The sequence below is a fragment of the Mucilaginibacter sp. SMC90 genome, assembly GCF_022811725.1.
In the GTDB taxonomy this organism is placed as follows: domain Bacteria; phylum Bacteroidota; class Bacteroidia; order Sphingobacteriales; family Sphingobacteriaceae; genus Mucilaginibacter.
On sequence record NZ_CP094527.1, the window covers coordinates 6976274 to 6993989 of the forward strand.

The 17716-nt window shown below is 42.9% G+C and carries 12 protein-coding genes and 1 tRNA gene; 1 reads left to right on the forward strand and 12 read right to left on the reverse strand.

Translation table 11 applies throughout. The features are described from left to right. Nucleotides 1-63: 63 nt before the first annotated feature. The 12 genes from MTO98_RS29090 to MTO98_RS29145 form a co-directional block, all read right to left on the reverse strand. Nucleotides 64-1473 (reverse strand): ATP-dependent RecD-like DNA helicase, encoded by a 1410-nt coding sequence (locus tag MTO98_RS29090; protein ID WP_243482531.1) that lies wholly within the window; start codon nt 1471-1473, stop codon nt 64-66. An 11-nt stretch (nt 1474-1484) separates the two neighbouring features. Next, nucleotides 1485-1802, reverse strand: a complete 318-nt coding sequence (locus tag MTO98_RS29095; RefSeq protein WP_243482532.1) for a hypothetical protein — start codon at nt 1800-1802, stop codon at nt 1485-1487. A 231-nt stretch (nt 1803-2033) separates the two neighbouring features. Further along, the gene (locus tag MTO98_RS29100) at nt 2034-2876 is read right to left on the reverse strand and encodes an oxidoreductase (RefSeq protein WP_243482533.1); all 843 of its coding nucleotides are present in this window, start codon (nt 2874-2876) and stop codon (nt 2034-2036) included. Nucleotides 2877-2972: 96 nt separating this feature from the next. Next, nucleotides 2973-3275, reverse strand: a complete 303-nt coding sequence (locus MTO98_RS29105; protein WP_243482534.1) for a hypothetical protein — start codon at nt 3273-3275, stop codon at nt 2973-2975. Nucleotides 3276-3364: 89 nt separating this feature from the next. Beyond that, on the reverse strand, nt 3365-5359 hold the full coding sequence (locus tag MTO98_RS29110; protein WP_243482537.1) for a M1 family metallopeptidase: 1995 nt from the start codon (nt 5357-5359) through the stop codon (nt 3365-3367). A 329-nt stretch (nt 5360-5688) separates the two neighbouring features. Then, nucleotides 5689-6039 carry a Spx/MgsR family RNA polymerase-binding regulatory protein gene (locus MTO98_RS29115; RefSeq protein ID WP_112572923.1) on the reverse strand — a complete coding sequence of 117 codons (351 nt, stop codon included), beginning with the start codon at nt 6037-6039 and terminating at the stop codon, nt 5689-5691. Between the two features lie 132 nt (nt 6040-6171). After that, complete coding sequence (locus tag MTO98_RS29120; protein WP_243482539.1) at nt 6172-8643, reverse strand: TonB-dependent receptor domain-containing protein; 2472 nt, start codon at nt 8641-8643, stop codon at nt 6172-6174. Between the two features lie 108 nt (nt 8644-8751). Further along, entirely contained in the window at nt 8752-11193 is a 2442-nt protein-coding gene (locus MTO98_RS29125; protein WP_243482541.1) for an outer membrane beta-barrel family protein, read from the reverse strand. Between the two features lie 105 nt (nt 11194-11298). After that, entirely contained in the window at nt 11299-11859 is a 561-nt protein-coding gene (gene pth / locus MTO98_RS29130) for an aminoacyl-tRNA hydrolase (protein WP_243482543.1), read from the reverse strand. A gap of 275 nt (nt 11860-12134) precedes the next feature. Continuing rightward, on the reverse strand, nt 12135-12719 hold the full coding sequence (locus MTO98_RS29135) for a 50S ribosomal protein L25/general stress protein Ctc (RefSeq protein WP_243482545.1): 585 nt from the start codon (nt 12717-12719) through the stop codon (nt 12135-12137). Between the two features lie 136 nt (nt 12720-12855). Then, nucleotides 12856-13800, reverse strand: a complete 945-nt coding sequence (locus MTO98_RS29140; RefSeq protein ID WP_243482546.1) for a ribose-phosphate pyrophosphokinase — start codon at nt 13798-13800, stop codon at nt 12856-12858. A 154-nt stretch (nt 13801-13954) separates the two neighbouring features. Further along, nucleotides 13955-14025 (reverse strand) — tRNA-Gln (locus MTO98_RS29145). A 214-nt stretch (nt 14026-14239) separates the two neighbouring features. On the opposite strand from MTO98_RS29145, the gene MTO98_RS29150 reads away from it, so the two are divergent. Beyond that, complete coding sequence (locus tag MTO98_RS29150; RefSeq protein ID WP_243482547.1) at nt 14240-17377, forward strand: DUF2723 domain-containing protein; 3138 nt, start codon at nt 14240-14242, stop codon at nt 17375-17377. Nucleotides 17378-17716 lie beyond the last annotated feature (339 nt).

Below are 17716 nucleotides of genomic sequence, written 5' to 3' on the forward strand. Positions count from 1 at the left end.
GACATTTTTGATATAACTTCAATGTCGTTACACCTACTATCGGCCTATTTCGAACAGCTCTTCTCACGAAATCCACCAGTCGTTCACCAAATTCAATTCATCTTTTGCGCGAGTAACGGCGGTATACCACCATTTGCAAAGTTCGTAATAGGACGCGCCGTACATGCTTTTATCTAAAAACAGGTAAACATTGTTCCACTCCCCTCCCTGTGCCTTATGACAGGTAACCGCATAGCCGTACGAAACTTTAAGACAGTTGAGATAAGGATCTTCACGCATGGCTTCCTTGTATGGCTCACTTTTTTGATGATATCCCTTAGCCTTCATCTGGTTGTTAAAATCAATCATCAGCGCTTTGGCTTGTTCGTTGGTGAGGTTACCCTTTAAACTTTCAAGTGTATCTAACGAAAGCAGCATCTTAAATTCCTTCCCGGAGGCAAGCGCGGTAACCAACACTTTTTGAAATTTCATATCAAGCTTTTGCTCTACCTCTTCAAGCTCATTCACAATAACAAAATCGCCATTAGTTAACGGCACCGAATAATTATTTTGTGTTACCAGCAGCACATCGCCAACCTGCAAAGGCACATATCCCGAACCAAAAAGCTCGCGGCGCATGTCGCGGTTTATCATTTGTACTTTTTTGTTGCTCCGCGCAATGGCGAGGCAGCTATTAGACCCGGCTGCTTTATAATTAGCGGCATACAGGCTAAACATAGCGTCATCTGTAGTGTGCAGCTTCACATTATTGAGGTTTGATGCCGGGATTTTAGGAAACTTGATCCGTTCCCGGCTCTCGGTCATGGCGCGGATGGCTCCTGCTAAAACCAATATGTCATTATCATCTTTATTGCGCTCTATTTTGGAAAGCTTAACTGATACCGGAAAACGCTGCTGCTTGGCCAGCCAATCGGTATCTAACGCCGGACTAAACGTTTGCCCTACTGGCGGCAGCTGGCAGGGATCGCCAACAAAAATGATCTTGCTTTTATTGGCTACCTGGAAAAAATCCTCCAACAAAATCCCCGAACCAAAAACGGCAATATTATTTCCCTCGGTCGGTACCCCGGAAAGCATCGACGCCTCATCAACAATATAAATGGTAGTTTCGCTATCTGGTGGACGGATTAAAAATTGCATGGTCATTTGTCCGACGATACCCGGCCCTGAACTTTCGGCCAGTGTTTCTTCATCAAGACCGTCTATCTTATCAAAGTTATATAGTTCACTATGAACTGTTGAGGCGGAAAAACCTGTTTTTCCTCTCAGAACGGTAGCAGCTCTGCCCGTTGCCGCCAGCATACAAAACTTCTTTTCCTTTTCCTTCAGCCATTGCGCAATGTGCTGCATCAAAAAAGTTTTACCCGTACCGGCGTAACCCTTCAGCACAAAAACATCGGCAGCAGGATGATCAAGAAATTTTTGGATTGCCTTGAATGCAGCTTTTTGATCTGTATTTAAAGTAACAGGCACAAAGACTCTTTTTAATTAACAGGCGTAAAACCGGCAAACAGATCCCCGGCTTCTTTCAAAGTATTCAGCGGAACGTAATCGCACACCTCAGCATATTCGCCCCACATTTGTTGCACGGCTTTGTTGCTATGTGCATTCGCGATGGCTTCTGCACTTAGCCATTCAAAAACCTCTATAATAGTGCCGTCAGTCGCCTCCATGATGATGGATTCGCGGTCGGTTACCAGCCCTTCTTGTTTAAGACGTGGCAAATGCGTTTTCATTAATTGTTTTAGTGCTTCGTCCTTGCCCGGTTTAGGTTTATAGGCAACAATTACAATCTGTCCCATGGGTTTCAGTTTATTGTGGATGCAATTTACGAAAAAACCGCGGGGCTTTTAAATAGAGACCCCATCTAAGACCAAATCAAAGAAATTGTCATTTCGAGCGCAGGGAGAAATCTTGTATAACATACAAAGCGGATTTGCAAAGCGACCATGCCTGGCGTACAAGATTTCTCTTTCGCCCTTACGCACATCCCCCCGCTCAATCGAAATGACAAATTTCAGAAAGCAAACCCTTTATTCCCCTTCCGGAAAATCTGCACCTACGGTAGTTGCTTCCCAGGTATCAAAATCCTTTTGCAACTCCTGTAGCTTATTACGTGCGCCTTTTAATGCGGCTTTACCTAATAACAAACGTAACGGCGAATTTTCGGCTTCAACTGCATCAACTATGGCTTTCGCCGCGCGTTCCGGGTCGCCGGGTTGCTTGCCGCTGTAACCGCGGATATTGTTTTTGTTGGTACCTGCGGTTTCTTTGTAATCGTCGATAACGATCTTGCTGTTATTAGCCGAACGACCGGCCCAATCGGTACGGAAACCACTTGGCGCAATCACCGTAACTTTAATACCCAAGTGTTTGGTTTCTTTAGATAGCGCTTCGGAATAACCGTCGACAGCAAATTTAGTTGCGTTATAAAAACCAACTGCGGGGAAACCCACCAGTCCGCCAATAGAGGCAATGTTAACCACATGCCCGCTTTTCTGCGCACGCATGATTGGTAAAACGGCTTTGGTCATATTGGCAAGGCCAAAGAAATTGATCTCGAACATCCGCCTTACTTCATCTTCCTCGCTCTCTTCAATGGCTCCAAAATAACCGATACCGGCATTGTTCACCAATACATCAATGGTGCCAAATTTTTGTGTTATTGCATCAACCGCCGCTTTGATCTCGTCGGGCTTGGTTACATCAAGCTTTAGCGCCACTGCTGTTTCGGGATAAGCCTCAACAATGTCTTTTACATCGTCTGTATTGCGCGAAGCAACACCAGCCTTGTAACCTGATTGTAAAACAAGCTTTGCCAGCTCCCTGCCAAAACCGGTTGAACAGCCGGTTATTAACCATACTTTGTTTTTCATGATAGTTTGTGTTTGATCATGTAAATTAACGGTGTAGTACGTAATTGTTTGTCAGTTGAACTTCATTGTTACAAAGAACGCCCCTCTAAATCTCGCCTAAACGGGATGGCTTTCTCTTGCGCCGCTGTTGATGTTGTCGCCAACAGCTTTACACGCTGCTTTTGAAGTTAGATTTCCGGCGCTATAAATACATTGGGGATTAAAAGAGTTGTTGGTGACAACACCAACAAGGGCGAAAATAAAAAATATGTCATTGCGAGCGTAGCGCGGCAATCTCGTAGCCAATGCATGTCCGCCCTGTATAGCTACGGGATTGCCACGTCGCCCCAAGTGCTTTTGCCCATGCCGCTCCTCGCAATGACATGACTTTTTTAACCAGCATTTCCAACCGATCTTCATCTTCTGAACAATCTATGGTGACAACACTAACACAAGCGGGAGACAAATCCATTCAAACAAAAAACCCGGCGTAAACCGGGTTTCTTCTTTTATTTCTTCCAAACGTTATTGTCCTGGTTGTAATCAGGCAATACTTTGTCAGGATCGTAAGTAACCGATTCAATCTCCTCTGTCGATGGATATTTAAATGTCCATGAAGCATAACGCTCCCAAATTTCAACAGGTAGTTTTATACGATCAACTTTGCCACCTTTGGTTTTGATCTCCAGGATAACCGGCATAGCCATTTTACCCAGGTTATCTAAAGTGATCAGTGAGCCTTTGGTTGGATCATTGTCAATATATTTTACATCGCTTACAGCAACGTCTAAACGCCAGTCGTTCAGGAACCAGCCTCTCCAAAACCATTGCAGGTTTTCGCCGGCTGCGTTTTCCATCGTGCGGAAAAAGTCGTCGGGAGTTGGGTGTTTAAATGCCCAGCGGTTAATGTAAGTTTTAAAGGCAAAATCGAAACGCTCAGGGCCTAAGATCTGCTCGCGCAGCAATACTAAACCAGCACTTGGTTTTGAGTAAAGCAAGGTACCTGTATTTCTTTCTTTCAGGTTGGCCGGTTGGCTCATTATAGGCTCAAGATCTGGCCTGGTAAAGTTACTGCCAATGGCATGCATGTCAGGCACACGGGTGCTTTTGTATTCGCCATTGTTAAAGTTAGCTGTTGATAAAGTGTTGATGAAAGTATTGAAACCTTCGTCCATCCAGCCGTACATACGCTCGTTTGAGCCAACGATCATCGGGAACCAGGTATGACCAAACTCGTGATCGTTTACACCCCAAAGACTTGCTTTTTTCGCTTTAGCTCCGCAGAAAACAATACCTGGGTATTCCATACCGCCAACAATACCGGCAACGGCTGTAGCGGCTGGGTAAGGGAACTCAAACCATTTTGATGAGTTATACTCGATAGATTTTTTAACGTATTCGGTTGAACGGCCCCATGCATCGTTGCCATCGCTTTCAACCGGGTAGGCTGATATGGCAGTTGATTTTTTACCGCTTGGCAGATCCATTTTGGCAGCATCAACAATGAATGCGGCAGATGAAGCCCATGAAGCATCACGGGCATTCTTGATTTTAAAGTGCCAGGTTAATTCGGCTTTACCGGCAGGGCGCGATTTTGGATCGGTAACCTCGCTTGCGCTACGGATGATCACTGTGCTTTCGCTTTTTTCGGCAGCTGCCCAGCGTTTCAACTGCTCAGGAGTATAAACCTCTTGTGGGTTTAATAATTCGCCCGATGCTACTACGATATGGTTTGCAGGAGCAGTAATATTCAGGTCGAAGTCACCATATTCCAGGTAAAACTCGCCCGGTCCGCTGTATGGAAGCGTATTCCAGCCCATTACGTCGTCATACACACATACACGTGGGTACCACTGTGCAATGGTATATACTTTACCATTTTTGGTTTGCAGGTAGCCCATACGGTCAGATCCGTAATTTGGAGAAACGAATGAGTATTCAATTTTCAGCTTAGCCTGTCCGCCGTTGGCAGCAATATCCTTCGGAAGAAAAACCTGCATCCTTGTATCGCTGATCAGGAACTTCACATCAACATATTCGCCTTTCAAACCGGCAACCTTTACCGATTTAATTTTGTAACCGGCATCAAATGCTTCGCCACGGCCCCAGTTACGGCTGCCCGCCGGCGGAACGATAGCTGTACCCCTTGAATCGAGCTTAAACAAGTTCTGATCCAACTGCATCCAAACAAAACCTAAGGTTTGCGGACTGTTGTTGGTATAAGTTAAAACTTCCGAACCGGTAATTTCATTGGTTTGATCGTTCAGTTTGGCAGCCAATTGATAGTCGGCGCGGTTTTGCCAGTATTTATACCCTGGCTCGCCGCTGGCTGCACGAAATTCGGTACCATTTTTAGTGTAAAACCCAGGACCAAAAGTTTCGTGATAATCGTAAACAGAACCGGCGGGTGTAGTAGTGGTGGTAGGTGCTGGCTGCTGGGCGTAACTCACGCTTGCGGCCAACGTAAAGGCAAGGCTGCAACCTGCCATCAGTTTTAGTTTCATGTTCAGTCAAATAAATTGCGTAAAGGAACAAGTATACTACAAATTAGGGAGATGCCAAGGGTTGGTAAAACGATTGTTACGGATTTATTAAATAATTAAATCCGTGCTTAAAGCCTATATATCAGGTAGATTTGAATAGGAATTAAAAGGAAGCATTAAAAAAAATCATGTCTTTGCGAGGAGGAACGACGAAGCAATCTCGTAGCTATACAGATCGGACATGCATTAGCTACGAGATTGCCACGCTATCGCTCGCAATGACATGGCTTTTAAGAGGTAATTTCATCCTCCGAGCATTTGTGGTGACAGCACCAACAATGGCGGGGAGCTTACTTCCCTAAAAAATGATCGGCATACACCTTTTCATCAAAACCGAAGAAAAGGAAACCATTATCTTCAATTACAGGGCGTTTGATCATGCTGGTTTTTTGCTGTAATAATTGCAGCGCATCAGTATTGGTTTTAATGCTTTCTTTAACTGCCGGGTCAAGCTGCTTCCAGGTTAGGCCTTGTTTGTTCATGAATTTTTCGTAGCCTGCTTTGGTATCCCATTCCTGCAGCTTTTCGGTACTTACACCCAGTTTTTTAAAATCCTGGAAATCATAAGCTACTTTATTTTCTTTAAGCCAGTCGAGGGCTTTTTTAACTGTGTTGCAATTGGTTATTCCGTAAACTTTCATGTGGTAAATTTACGCTTTTAGATATTCTGTGGATAGCTTTCAACACATCCAATCAATCACTTTTACAATAGCGAGATACAAAACAAAAAAAGGCGCAATTACGCGCCCTTCTTCATAAATATCATTCAACAATTAACCATTGCCGCCGCTATTGCTTTTGCCGCCGCCTTTGGTATCATCATTATTAATGCCGCGCTGGTTCTTTTTAATATCGCCATTCAGTTTACCAAACTTATAGTTTAGCCTGATAGCGAAATGGCGGTAGCGGTTATTATATATCGACTCCTGGTCAAAATCAACGGTACGGGTAGTCGACCGGAACGCACGGTATTTGCTATACGGGTTGTTGGCTACTAACGATATGGTCATTTTCTTATTCAGGAGTTCTTTTGAAACCACATAAGAATTATAAATAAAATTGCTCGATTTACCCTGTAAAGTAACATCACCGCTAAAGAAACCTGCATCAAGGCCAATACGATATCCACCGTCAAACTTGTAACCGATATTAGCAAAAGCATTGCCAGTGTAACCATCGTTTTTATAAAACTGGCCGTTATAAGTTCCCTTTAACCATATGTGTGAAATTTGCCCGTTGATGTTAACGGTAAACTTTTTAGTAATAGAGTAATTGGTGTTAAGGTTTAAACCAAGCGAACGGTTACTACCCAAATTTTGATAGGTAGTAAAAGTAACCGTATCAATATGATCGCCCATGTTGTTTTGAATCAGGCTGGTTACATTTTGGATGGCATTGTTGGAGAACGCATAGCTCAAACCCACGTTGATTGAACCCTTTGAAAAATTGCTGTAATTTAACTCGAAAGTATTATTTAATTCGGGTTTCAGATCGGGGTTACCGGTGCTGATAAATTTAGGATTTGATTTATCAATAAATGGGTTTAACTGGTAAATGCCCGGCCTTTGAATACGCTGGGTGAAACCTAAGCTAAGGCTGCTGCTTTTGAGCGAACGCTGAACAGAAACCGAGGGAATCAAATTATTATAGCTTTTATCAAGTGGTGTACCGGTAAACACGGCATTTACTTGTGTATGTTCCAATCGTAAACCTGCCTTACCGGTCCATTTATCTAACTTTAACTGGTATGAGTTGTAAGCACTATACACATCCTGGTGATAATCAAATTGGCCGGTTTGCCCTGTATTTACATTGTATACCGAACTGGTTGAATCCTTATCCTCGCGCCTGTAATCGCTGAAGTTATTGCGAAGGATAACTTTACCACCGGCCTCAATACTAACCTTTTTTAATGGATACGCATAATCTAACTGGAAAGTATGCTCGCGGTTACCGGCATTATTATACTGCCTGAAATCGGGCTGAAGGGCATTGTAATAATTAACCCTGTCCGAAAACTGGTTATCGGTAAAGTTTTTGCTCGGCCCGTAGCTGTATTTGTATGATAAAGTAAGCAACTCGTCCTTATGCCCTTTAAAGCCCAGCTGATAGTTGATGGAAGCATCAAGTCCCTGATCATGATTATAGCCATTGCTCAGCAAATTATATCCCTGGGTAAGATTGCCGACTGCATTTGTTTGGGCAGACCTTTGTGAGCCATCCTGATCAAACTCGCCATGAAAAACTTCAAATGAGCCGGTAAGCAGGTTCAGCGTATCTATCTCATAGCTCAACTCGGCATTGGCATAGCGATATTTGCCGCCAAATGAGTTATCACCTGTTTGCAGTATGGCAGACTCAGGGTTAAAAAAAGTTTGTTTTGTAGTTGAGGTATTGGTGTTACGCCTTTGGGTACCAAAACCGGCATAACCCGAAACTCCGAATTTGCCCTGCTTAGCAGTCATGTTCAGGTTATATCCGGGTCCCCATACGCTATTATAACGCAAATTAACACTCCCGTTATAGCCCTGGTCGGCATTTTTTTTGGTAATGATATTGATGATACCGGCTAAACCTTCGGCATCATATTTTGCCGGCGGAGTGGTGATCACCTCAATTTTCTCGATGTTGGTAGCCGGCATAGCTTTTAGCACATCTGACGGATTTTTAGCCATCAGCGCCGATTCTTTTCCATTAACCAGGATCTTATATTTGCCGCTGCCTTTCAGCTTGATATTATCATCTCCATCAACAGCTAAAAGCGGTACTTTGCGCATCATATCCAAAGCAGAAATGGCCTTGCTTTCAGGATCGGCAGTAACATCATAGCTAAGGCGGTCAACCTCTTGTTTCATTACGGGCTTTACTGCAGTAATGGTTACTTCATTGAGTTGTTTGTTTGAAGTTGCCACCAATATCCGCCCGGCGTCAAATATTTTACCTGTTAGTTTTACCGGTATAACTTTAGTAGCATATCCTACCGAAGCCACTACCAGCTGATACGTTTTACCTTCCGGAGCTTTCAGTTCAAAGCTGCCGTCATCTTTGGCAAGTGTACTTTTTACCGGCGTTTTGGTAGCTGCATCCTGCAGTGCAACAGTGCCATACCCCAATGGCTTGTTGGCTGCCGAATCAATCACGGTACCCCTAACCGTTATATTTTGGACAGGAGCCGGTGCAGCAGCCTGGGCCATGGCCATGCCCGTGACAAAACAGCATAGCACTGTTAGCAGAAGTTGTTTCATAATTGTGATTTTGGTCATAAGACGTTTAAGATACCCTGGCGTGACAGCAAAAAATATGCGTTTAACACTTTTTAACGTTTGCCACTACCAAATTAGTTATTCAAGTTGTTAATTGCGGCTTCCGCTGCTGGCATCATCATTATTGATACCACGTTGGTTTTTCTTTATGCTACTGTTAAGCCTGCCAAATTTGTAGTACACGCTTACGTTTATAGTACGATAAAAATTGTTGTTTGCCGTATAGGTTTCAAATCCATCGCCTTTTGTATAAAAGTCGAGCTTGTTGAATTTTTTAAATGGATTGTTAATGTTTAACGCTATCCCGGCTTTTTCTTTAAACAAAGTTTTGCTGCCGCTGATAGAACTGAAGAAGAAGTAATTGTCTTTACCCTGCAATAATACATAACGGCTATCATAGCCAATATTTAAACCGGCACGATAGCCACCGTCAAATTTATAGGTGGTATAAGTAAAAATATGCCCCTGTTTGCCGCTGTTACTAAATAACGAACCATTATAATATCCCCTCAGCCAAACAAACATCAACTCGGCATTCACATTTACATTTAGTTTAGGGGTTATTGGGTAATTGACACTCAAATCAAAACCCCAGTTTTTGTTAGATCCAACGTTAGCATAGGTAGTGGTAGTAACACCTGCTGTATCAACACTGGCAAGGTTTTGTACCGTATTGTTTGCAAATGAATAATTGGTGCTCAAATTGATAGATCCTTTGGCAAAGTTACTATAGCCAAGTTCAAAATTATTGGTGACTGCCGCCCTCAGGTTAGGATTACCTACGTTGCGGTACTGCGGGTTGGAAATATCGGTATAAGGATTAAGCTGATAAATGCCCGGGCGCTGAATGCGTTGAGTAAAACCCAATGTTAAACTACTGCTTTTCAGGCTTCGTTGTATAGATGCTGAGGGTACAAAGTTATCGTAATCCTGGTTAACGGGGGGTTGCCCAACAGCGAAATCGGCATTAACTGTCGTATGCTCCAGGCGCATACCTGCTTTAAAAGCCCATTTGGTTAACTTAACCGAATAGGAGTTGTACAACCCGTAAATATTCTGCTTGTATGTAAAGTTATTTACCTGCGCCGGATCGGCGTGATATTCGTTATCAGCATCACTTTTTACATCGGTGTTAAACTGACTGTAATTATTACGGAGTGTTGCTTTGCCCCCGGCCTCAACTGTAAAAATTTTGGACGGCTGGATATAATCTAATTGAAAAGCATGTTGCTTTGAACCCGATTTATTGTACTGTCTGTAATCATCCGGTATGCCTGTACCAATATTATCGCTGCCCTTTGTAGCCTCATTGTTTTGAACGTTATCGTTATAATTATATTTATAGGATACTGTAAGCAGTTGCTCCTTGTTTTTCTTAAAACCTAATTGATAGTTCAAGCCCACATCCGATCCGTTGAAATCGCCGCTACCATTGTTGAACAAGCGATAAAATTGCTTTATGACGTCTACGCTGTCTCGCTGGGTTGTAACCTGGTTGTTTTGCTGATTATTTTTACCATGATAAAAATCAAACATACCGGTAATAAGGTTCAGGGTATCTATTTCATAACTTAATTCGCCACTGCCATAAGTATTTTTGCCGCTATTGCCCCGCGTACCGGTTTGACTAAGTGAAGCTTTAGGATCATCAAAGGAGGTCATGGCTTCAAAAGAAGAAGTTCGCATCGGCCGGTAGTTGTACCCTGCATATCCGCTAAAGCCAAACTTGCCTTGCTTCAACGTTAAATTTACATTCGCCCGCTCGCCATAAACGCTGTTATAACCGGTATTGATGCTCACATTATAGCCCTGGTCAGCATTCTTTTTTGTAATAATGTTGATGATACCAGCCAAGCCTTCGGCATCATATTTTGCGGGCGGCGTGGTGATCACTTCTATCTTTTCAATATTGGCTGCAGGCATGGATTTCAACACATCCGATGGATTTTTAGCCATCATAGCCGATTCTTTACCATTGATCAGGATCTTGTAATTATCATTTCCACGTAGCTTAATTGCATCGTTTCCATCAACAGACAGTAATGGCACCTTGCGGATCATATCCAGCGCAGTGATCGATTTACTTTCAGGATCAGCCTGCACATCATAGCTCAGGCGGTCAACTTCCTGTTTCATTACCGGCCTCACCGCTGTAACGGTAACCTCCTTTAATTGCTTGCTTGATGCCGAAAGCAGGATTCGGCCTGCATTAAATATACTATTAACAGGTTTTACTGTTATGGTTTTAGTAGCATAGCCAATAAAAACAGCTACTAACTGGTACGTTTTACCTTCGGGTGCTTTCAGCTCAAAACTGCCATCATCTTTAGCCAGCGTACTTTTTACGGGGGCTTTGGTAGCAGCATCCTGCAGGGCAACTGTAACATAACCCATTGGTTTGTTCACAGCCGAATCAATGATAGTACCTTTTACAGTAATATTGGATACAGCAGGAGTAACAGCAGTTTTTGTTTGGGCAAATAAGAGCGTAGAAAAGCAACAGCAAAGTACCGTTAGCAGGATTTGTTTCATAAGGTTTTTTAAGGTTAAATAGACGTAAGAGCACATTGGTGTGTTACAATACGAATTACGATTTGAACGGATTTTTAACTAATATATTAGTTTGTAACAGGGTTGTTACTTATTGTAACGGGTCATGGTAAGTTCGGTTCCAATGGCGGCAAAACTCTTGATCATTTCTATCGAGCGGTCTATCAGTGCAGGAAGTTCGGGCTGCTCATCTTTATCAAAGGGGCTCAGCACAAAATCAACCTGACGGCCTTTAGGATAATTATCGCCAATACCAAAACGCAGGCGTGCATAGTTGTTATTGCCCAATACAGCTTCAATATTTTTAAGACCGTTATGCCCGGCGGCACTGCCTTTGGGCTTTAAGCGCAGGGTGCCCAGAGGCAACGCAAGGTCATCTACAATAACCAAAACATTCTCAACCGGAATTTTCAGGTCTTTCATCCAGTAGCTTAAGGCTTTGCCACTCAGATTCATATAGGTAGTTGGCTTAATAAGGCAAAGGGTGCGGCCTTTAAATGAAGTTTCGGTATAATAGGCCAAACGCGAGTTTTGGAACCTTGTTCCCTCCTGCTTAGCCAGCTCGTCTAATACCATAAAACCAATATTGTGCCTGGTATCTGCATACTCCGGACCAATATTCCCTAAACCTACTATTAAATATTTCATGCCCCCTGGCCTCCGCTAATCAGCGGAGAAATTTGATTGATTATTATTTAACAGGCTCTATTTTTTGGCTCCCCTCTTGAGAGGGGGCGCGTTTGGCGGTGCGGTAGCCAGGGTGTGTTATACATCATGCTGAATAACACACCCCTCCTCCCCTCTCAAGAGGGGAATCGCACAAGCCTACGCTTTTAAAAAAAGCCTCGCCGTTTTCTATTTCAAAATAAACAAAAACAGCGATAAGTTTCCCTATCGCTGTTTTGATAATTTGCTAAGCAAAATTATTTTTTACCTTGAGCTGCTTCCTGCTCTGCCTGACGTAATGCACGTGAGGTAGTTACAGAAACAATGGTATCTTCTTTAGCGTTAGTGATCACCAAGTTATCTAATTTAATATCAGACACTTTTACTGATTTACCTACTTCTAAAGACTCAATGCTTACTTCAATAGCATCAAGATGATCTTTAGGAAGCGCTTTGATACGCAGTTTCCTTAATTTTTGAACCAGTTTACCACCTACTTTAACACCTGGAGAAGTACCGGTTAATTTTACCGGGATCTCAATAGTGATCGGTTTTTTCTCGTCTAACAATAAAAAGTCAACGTGAGTGATTTTTTCAGTTAGTGGGTGAAATTGGATGTCTTTGATGATAGCTTGTGATTTAACACCAGCAACTTCAAGATCGATGAAATGAACAACCGGAGTGTAAACTACGGTCCTCAAATCAGCTGCGGACACTGCAAAGTGGGTTTGTGTAGCACCACCATAAAGAACTGCAGGCACCTGGCCATTGTAACGCAGCTCTTTCGCGTCTCTTTTCCCTACGTTCTCTCTTAGAGAACCGCTAATAGCAATTGATTTCATTTTTATTTATTTGTTTATTATTTAGTTCATGGTTCACAGATCATTGTTCATGGCCTACTACCCATAAAATCTTTATTCGTTTTCATTTCACGGTTGGCAATATACTATGAACCATCAACCATGATCTATGAACTTCTTAGTCCACCTTAAACAAGGTACTTATCGAACCGTGTTCGTTTACGTTGCTTATCGCTTTAGCAAACAGTTCGGCAGTTGAAAGCACTTTTATTTTAGGGCTTTGTTGTTTCAACGGTATAGTATCGGTAACTATCAGTTCGGTTAATGCCGAGTTTTCGATAGTTTCATAAGCTTTACCTGATAAAACGGGGTGCGTACAAACTGCGCGTACGCTGCGTGCACCACGCTCCATGATCAAGCCGGCTGCTTTTGCAAGGGTACCTGCAGTATCGCAGATATCATCAATAAGTACAATATCCTGATCGGTAACGTCACCAATCAGCGTCATGGCTTCAATTTCGTTGGCGCGTTTACGGCGTTTATCGCAAATTACCACTTCGGCATTAAAGAACTTGGCAAAGCTGCGGGCCCTGTATGAACCGCCCATATCAGGCGAAGCAATAGTAAGGTGGCCTAAGCCAAGGCTTTTGATATAAGGTACAAAAATGATAGATGCGTCCAGGTGATCAACCGGAACATCAAAAAAGCCCTGAATTTGCGCTGCGTGCAAATCCATGGTCATGATACGGTTAATGCCTGCTGCAACTAACAAGTTGGCTACCAGCTTTGCGCCAATAGCAACACGAGGTTTGTCTTTCCTGTCCTGACGGGCCAAACCAAAATAAGGAATAACGGCATTTACATAATGAGCAGATGCGCGGCGGGCGGCATCAATCATCATTAGCAACTCCATTAAATTATCAGTAGGCTGGTGGGTAGACTGGATCAGAAAAACATCAGATCCCCTGACAGATTCATTAAAATGCGGCTGATATTCACCATCGCTGAAACGCGATATCACAACTTCACCTAATTCACGACCATAAGCATCAGCTATAAGATGCGCAAGCTCCTGCGAGCCTGATCCTGCAAATAACTTAACCGGGTTAAATTGTAAGGGCATTTTGATTTTGGATTTGGGATATTCGATTTCGGATTTACTTGTCCTCAACCGTTGATCTTTTACAAATACAACCGTTATAAAACACAATTCGGATTTCAAGTTTTCAAAACGGAATAAATCCGAAATCAAAAATTCGAAATCCGAAATCTTAATGTTGCCCGACCAGGATTCGAACCTAGACAAACGGTACCAAAAACCGTCGTACTACCATTATACTATCAGGCAATCTCCTTTGGTTTGTTTTACTCCCCGAAAAGGAATGCAAATATAGCGCGAATATTTGATTCTCAAAATAGAATTTTAAAAAAATTCATTATCAACTCAAACACAGCAAAATAAAATACAAATACACCTCAAAACAGCTCATTTAATGGTAACATCCCAATAGTTTTATTATTTTCGGCTGCATTAATCCTGTTTTTTTACATAGCGTCCGAACATGAATTACAAAAAACTCAACAATATATTTGGCTGGATAGCCTTTATTATTGCCACAGTAACCTACATTTTAACCCTTGAGCCATCATCAAGCTTTTGGGATTGCGGCGAATTTATTGCCTGTATTTATCGCCTGCAGGTAGCTCACCAGCCCGGGGCCCCTTTATTTACGATGATAGGTAAAGTATTCACCCTGCTATCAATGGGCGATAATACAAAAGTAGCCTACTGGGCCAATATGGCATCGGCACTGGCCAGCGGCGCTACCATCATGTTCCTGTTCTGGACTATTACAGCCCTTGCCAAAAAGCTTTTGGTTAAGGCAGAAGAACAGCTTAATGTTACTAATCTTATCCTGATCATTGGCTCGGGCCTTGTGGGTGCCTTAGCCTATGCCTGGTCAGATACTTTTTGGTTCTCGGCAGTTGAATCGGAAGTGTATGCACAATCATCACTATGTACTGCAGTTGTATTTTGGGCAATATTGAAATGGGATGCCCATGCAGATGAGCCTCATGCCGACAGGTGGATAGTTTTTATTGCCTATATAATGGGCCTTTCTATCGGGATCCACTTACTAAACCTGCTGGTGATCCCGGCTATTGGCCTGGTGATCTATTTCCGCAGAGTAAAAAATGTTACTACAAAAGGTACGCTGCTTACCTTTTTGGTAAGTGTTGTGGCATTGGCATTTGTACTTTGGGGCGTTATTCAATTTACGGTAAAAGGCGCGGCCTTTTCCGACCTGCTTTTTGTTAATACACTGGGTATGGGTTTCGGCAGTGGTGCCGTGGTATTTTTCATTTTATTGATCATCACCATTGTGGCGGGTATTTACTATACCATAAATCCTGTTAAACCTGCCATTATTTTAGCTGCCGTATGCTTTGTGCTTATATTAGGAATAAGCGGCGGCATTATTGGCCTGGTAGTAAGCGCTGGTATTTTAGCCTTATTGGAGTATGTGGTAAAAATTCGCGAAAAGCGTTTTGCACTTAACAGCTTCCTGATCTGCCTGCTGTTCATCCTGTTTGGCTACAGTTCGTTTGTGATGATCGTTGTACGTGCAAAAGCCAATCCTAACCTGAACAACAGTGACCCTGAAAATGCCTTTGCTTTAAACAGCTACCTTAACCGCGATCAGTATGGCGATACGCCGTTATTGTACGGTCAGTTTTTTGATTCGGAAGCTACAGCCCAAACAGAAGGCGCAAATATTTACCGCCGCGGCCAAACCAAATACGAAGTTGCCGGTAAAAAATTAAATACAGTTTATGACCGCAATACCATATTTCCGCGTATGTTCAGCGATAAGCCTGGTCACCCGGAATTTTATCGTGAGTGGACCGGCCTTGGCGAAAGCGAGCATCCAACCTTTGGTTCAAACATCAACTTTTTTGCGAAATGGCAAATTAACCAGATGTATACCCGTTATTTTCTGTGGAATTTTGTTGGTCGTGCCAATGACCTTGACGGCCAGAGTTTAAATTCAGGTGCCGATGGTGAATGGATCAGCGGATGGAATTTCAGCCAGCCTCTTCCCTATTCGGTTACCGAAAGCAAAAGCTATAACCGCCTGTTCTTTTTACCACTTATTATTGGTTTGTTTGGCGCTGTATTTCATTTTACGCGCAACCAGCGCGAAGCCGGTGTTGTTGCCATTCTGTTTGTTTGTACCGGTTTGGCCATTGTACTTTACCTTAACCAGGACCCGCTGCAACCCCGCGAGCGTGATTATGCCTATGCAGGTTCCTTTTATGCCTTTGCTATATGGATAGGTTTAGGTGTAATTGGTATTGCCGATGTATTAAGCAAAAAGGTTAATGCAAAAGTTAGTGCCATTATATCAACAGCGGTTTGCCTTGTAGCTGCGCCTTTATTAATGGCCAACCAGGAATGGGACGATCATGACCGCTCAACCAAGCTTACCCCGCATGATATGGCTTATAACTACCTTAATTCATGCGCGCCAAATGCTATTTTGTTTACTTATGGCGATAATGACACCTACCCGCTTTGGTATATACAGGAGGTTGAAAACGTTCGCCCTGATGTGCGTATTGTAAACCTGAGCCTGCTGGGTACCGACTGGTATATCCGCGGTATGAAAAACAAGATGAACGAATCGGAGCCACTGCCTATCAGCATGCCTAATGATAAGTTTAAACCGGGCGTACGCGATGTAATCTATTTTAACGATCAGAAAATCCCTGAGGCTACCGAATTAAAAGATGTTTTTGATTTCATCACTTCTGATAAAAAGGAAGCCATGGTTGAGTACAATAACGGCGATGTTGCCAATTACCTGCCAACCAACAAGTTCAAATTAACCATTAATGCCGATGAGGTAATTAAAACAGGTTCGGTTGCCGCTGCCGATAAAGATAAGATAGCCCCCGAAATGGACTGGACATTTAACGGCCGTTATGTTACCAAGGATGTGCTGGCCATGATGGACATCCTATCACATAATGACTGGAAGCGCCCTATTTATTTTTCGGTAACAGTACCTAACAGTAATATGATAGGTTTGGATAAATACATGTACAACGAAGGATTTGCTTACCGCCTGCTGCCTTTAAAACCAGATACAGCAGTTGGCCCGCTTGAGGCCAGCAACACTGGTAAAATGTATGAAAACATGATGACCAAATACAGGTGGGGCAACATGAAAAACGCCAGCTACCTTGATCATGAATCAATGACCATGTTTTACCCGCTCATCACCAGACTTTACTCAACCCTGGCTGATGACCTGGCAAAAGCAGGCAAACCTGATTCGGCCCGTAAGGTGCTTAAAAAATATGATGAGGTAATGCCAACAACCATTAACTCGTTAGAGATAGCGGTACGTAAATATTACATGATCGAAAACGCATACCGTTTAAATGACATTCCGCTGGGCAATAAACTGGCTAACCTGGTTGATGATTACGTTAACAATCAGCTTAATTACAGCTATGCCCTGCTGCAAAAAGGTGAAACCAATCTCGAAAACCGCGATCTGCAATATTCAATGCAGATATTAGGTGGCCTCGTAGAGTTTAGCAAGCAGTATAAACAACCGCAACTGTTCAACAAATTCACTACGCAACTGAGTGGCTTTGAAAAGAAATTTGGAGTAACTGGGAAGAGATAGTTAACCGCTAATGCTTTTTTAAATGCCCGCCTGTGAGCGGGCATTTTTTGTTCTTAACGGTCTTTATACTGGTCGAAGTTTAGCGAAGCGTAACTTCGTCCTAAAATAGCTCAAGCTTTCGACAACTGGTCGAAGTTTAGCGGCAGCGTAACTTCGTCCTAAAATAGCTCAAGCTTTCAGCTTGAGTGTCCATGTCTAAATACTATTTTAAATGAACATTAACCCAAATCGCGGAAGCAGAATGCTTCCGTGATTTTAGGACGAAGTTACGCTATCGCTAAACTTCGACCAGTAGCAAATGACGATGCGGGCTATATGATTGAATTAAAACAACATGCT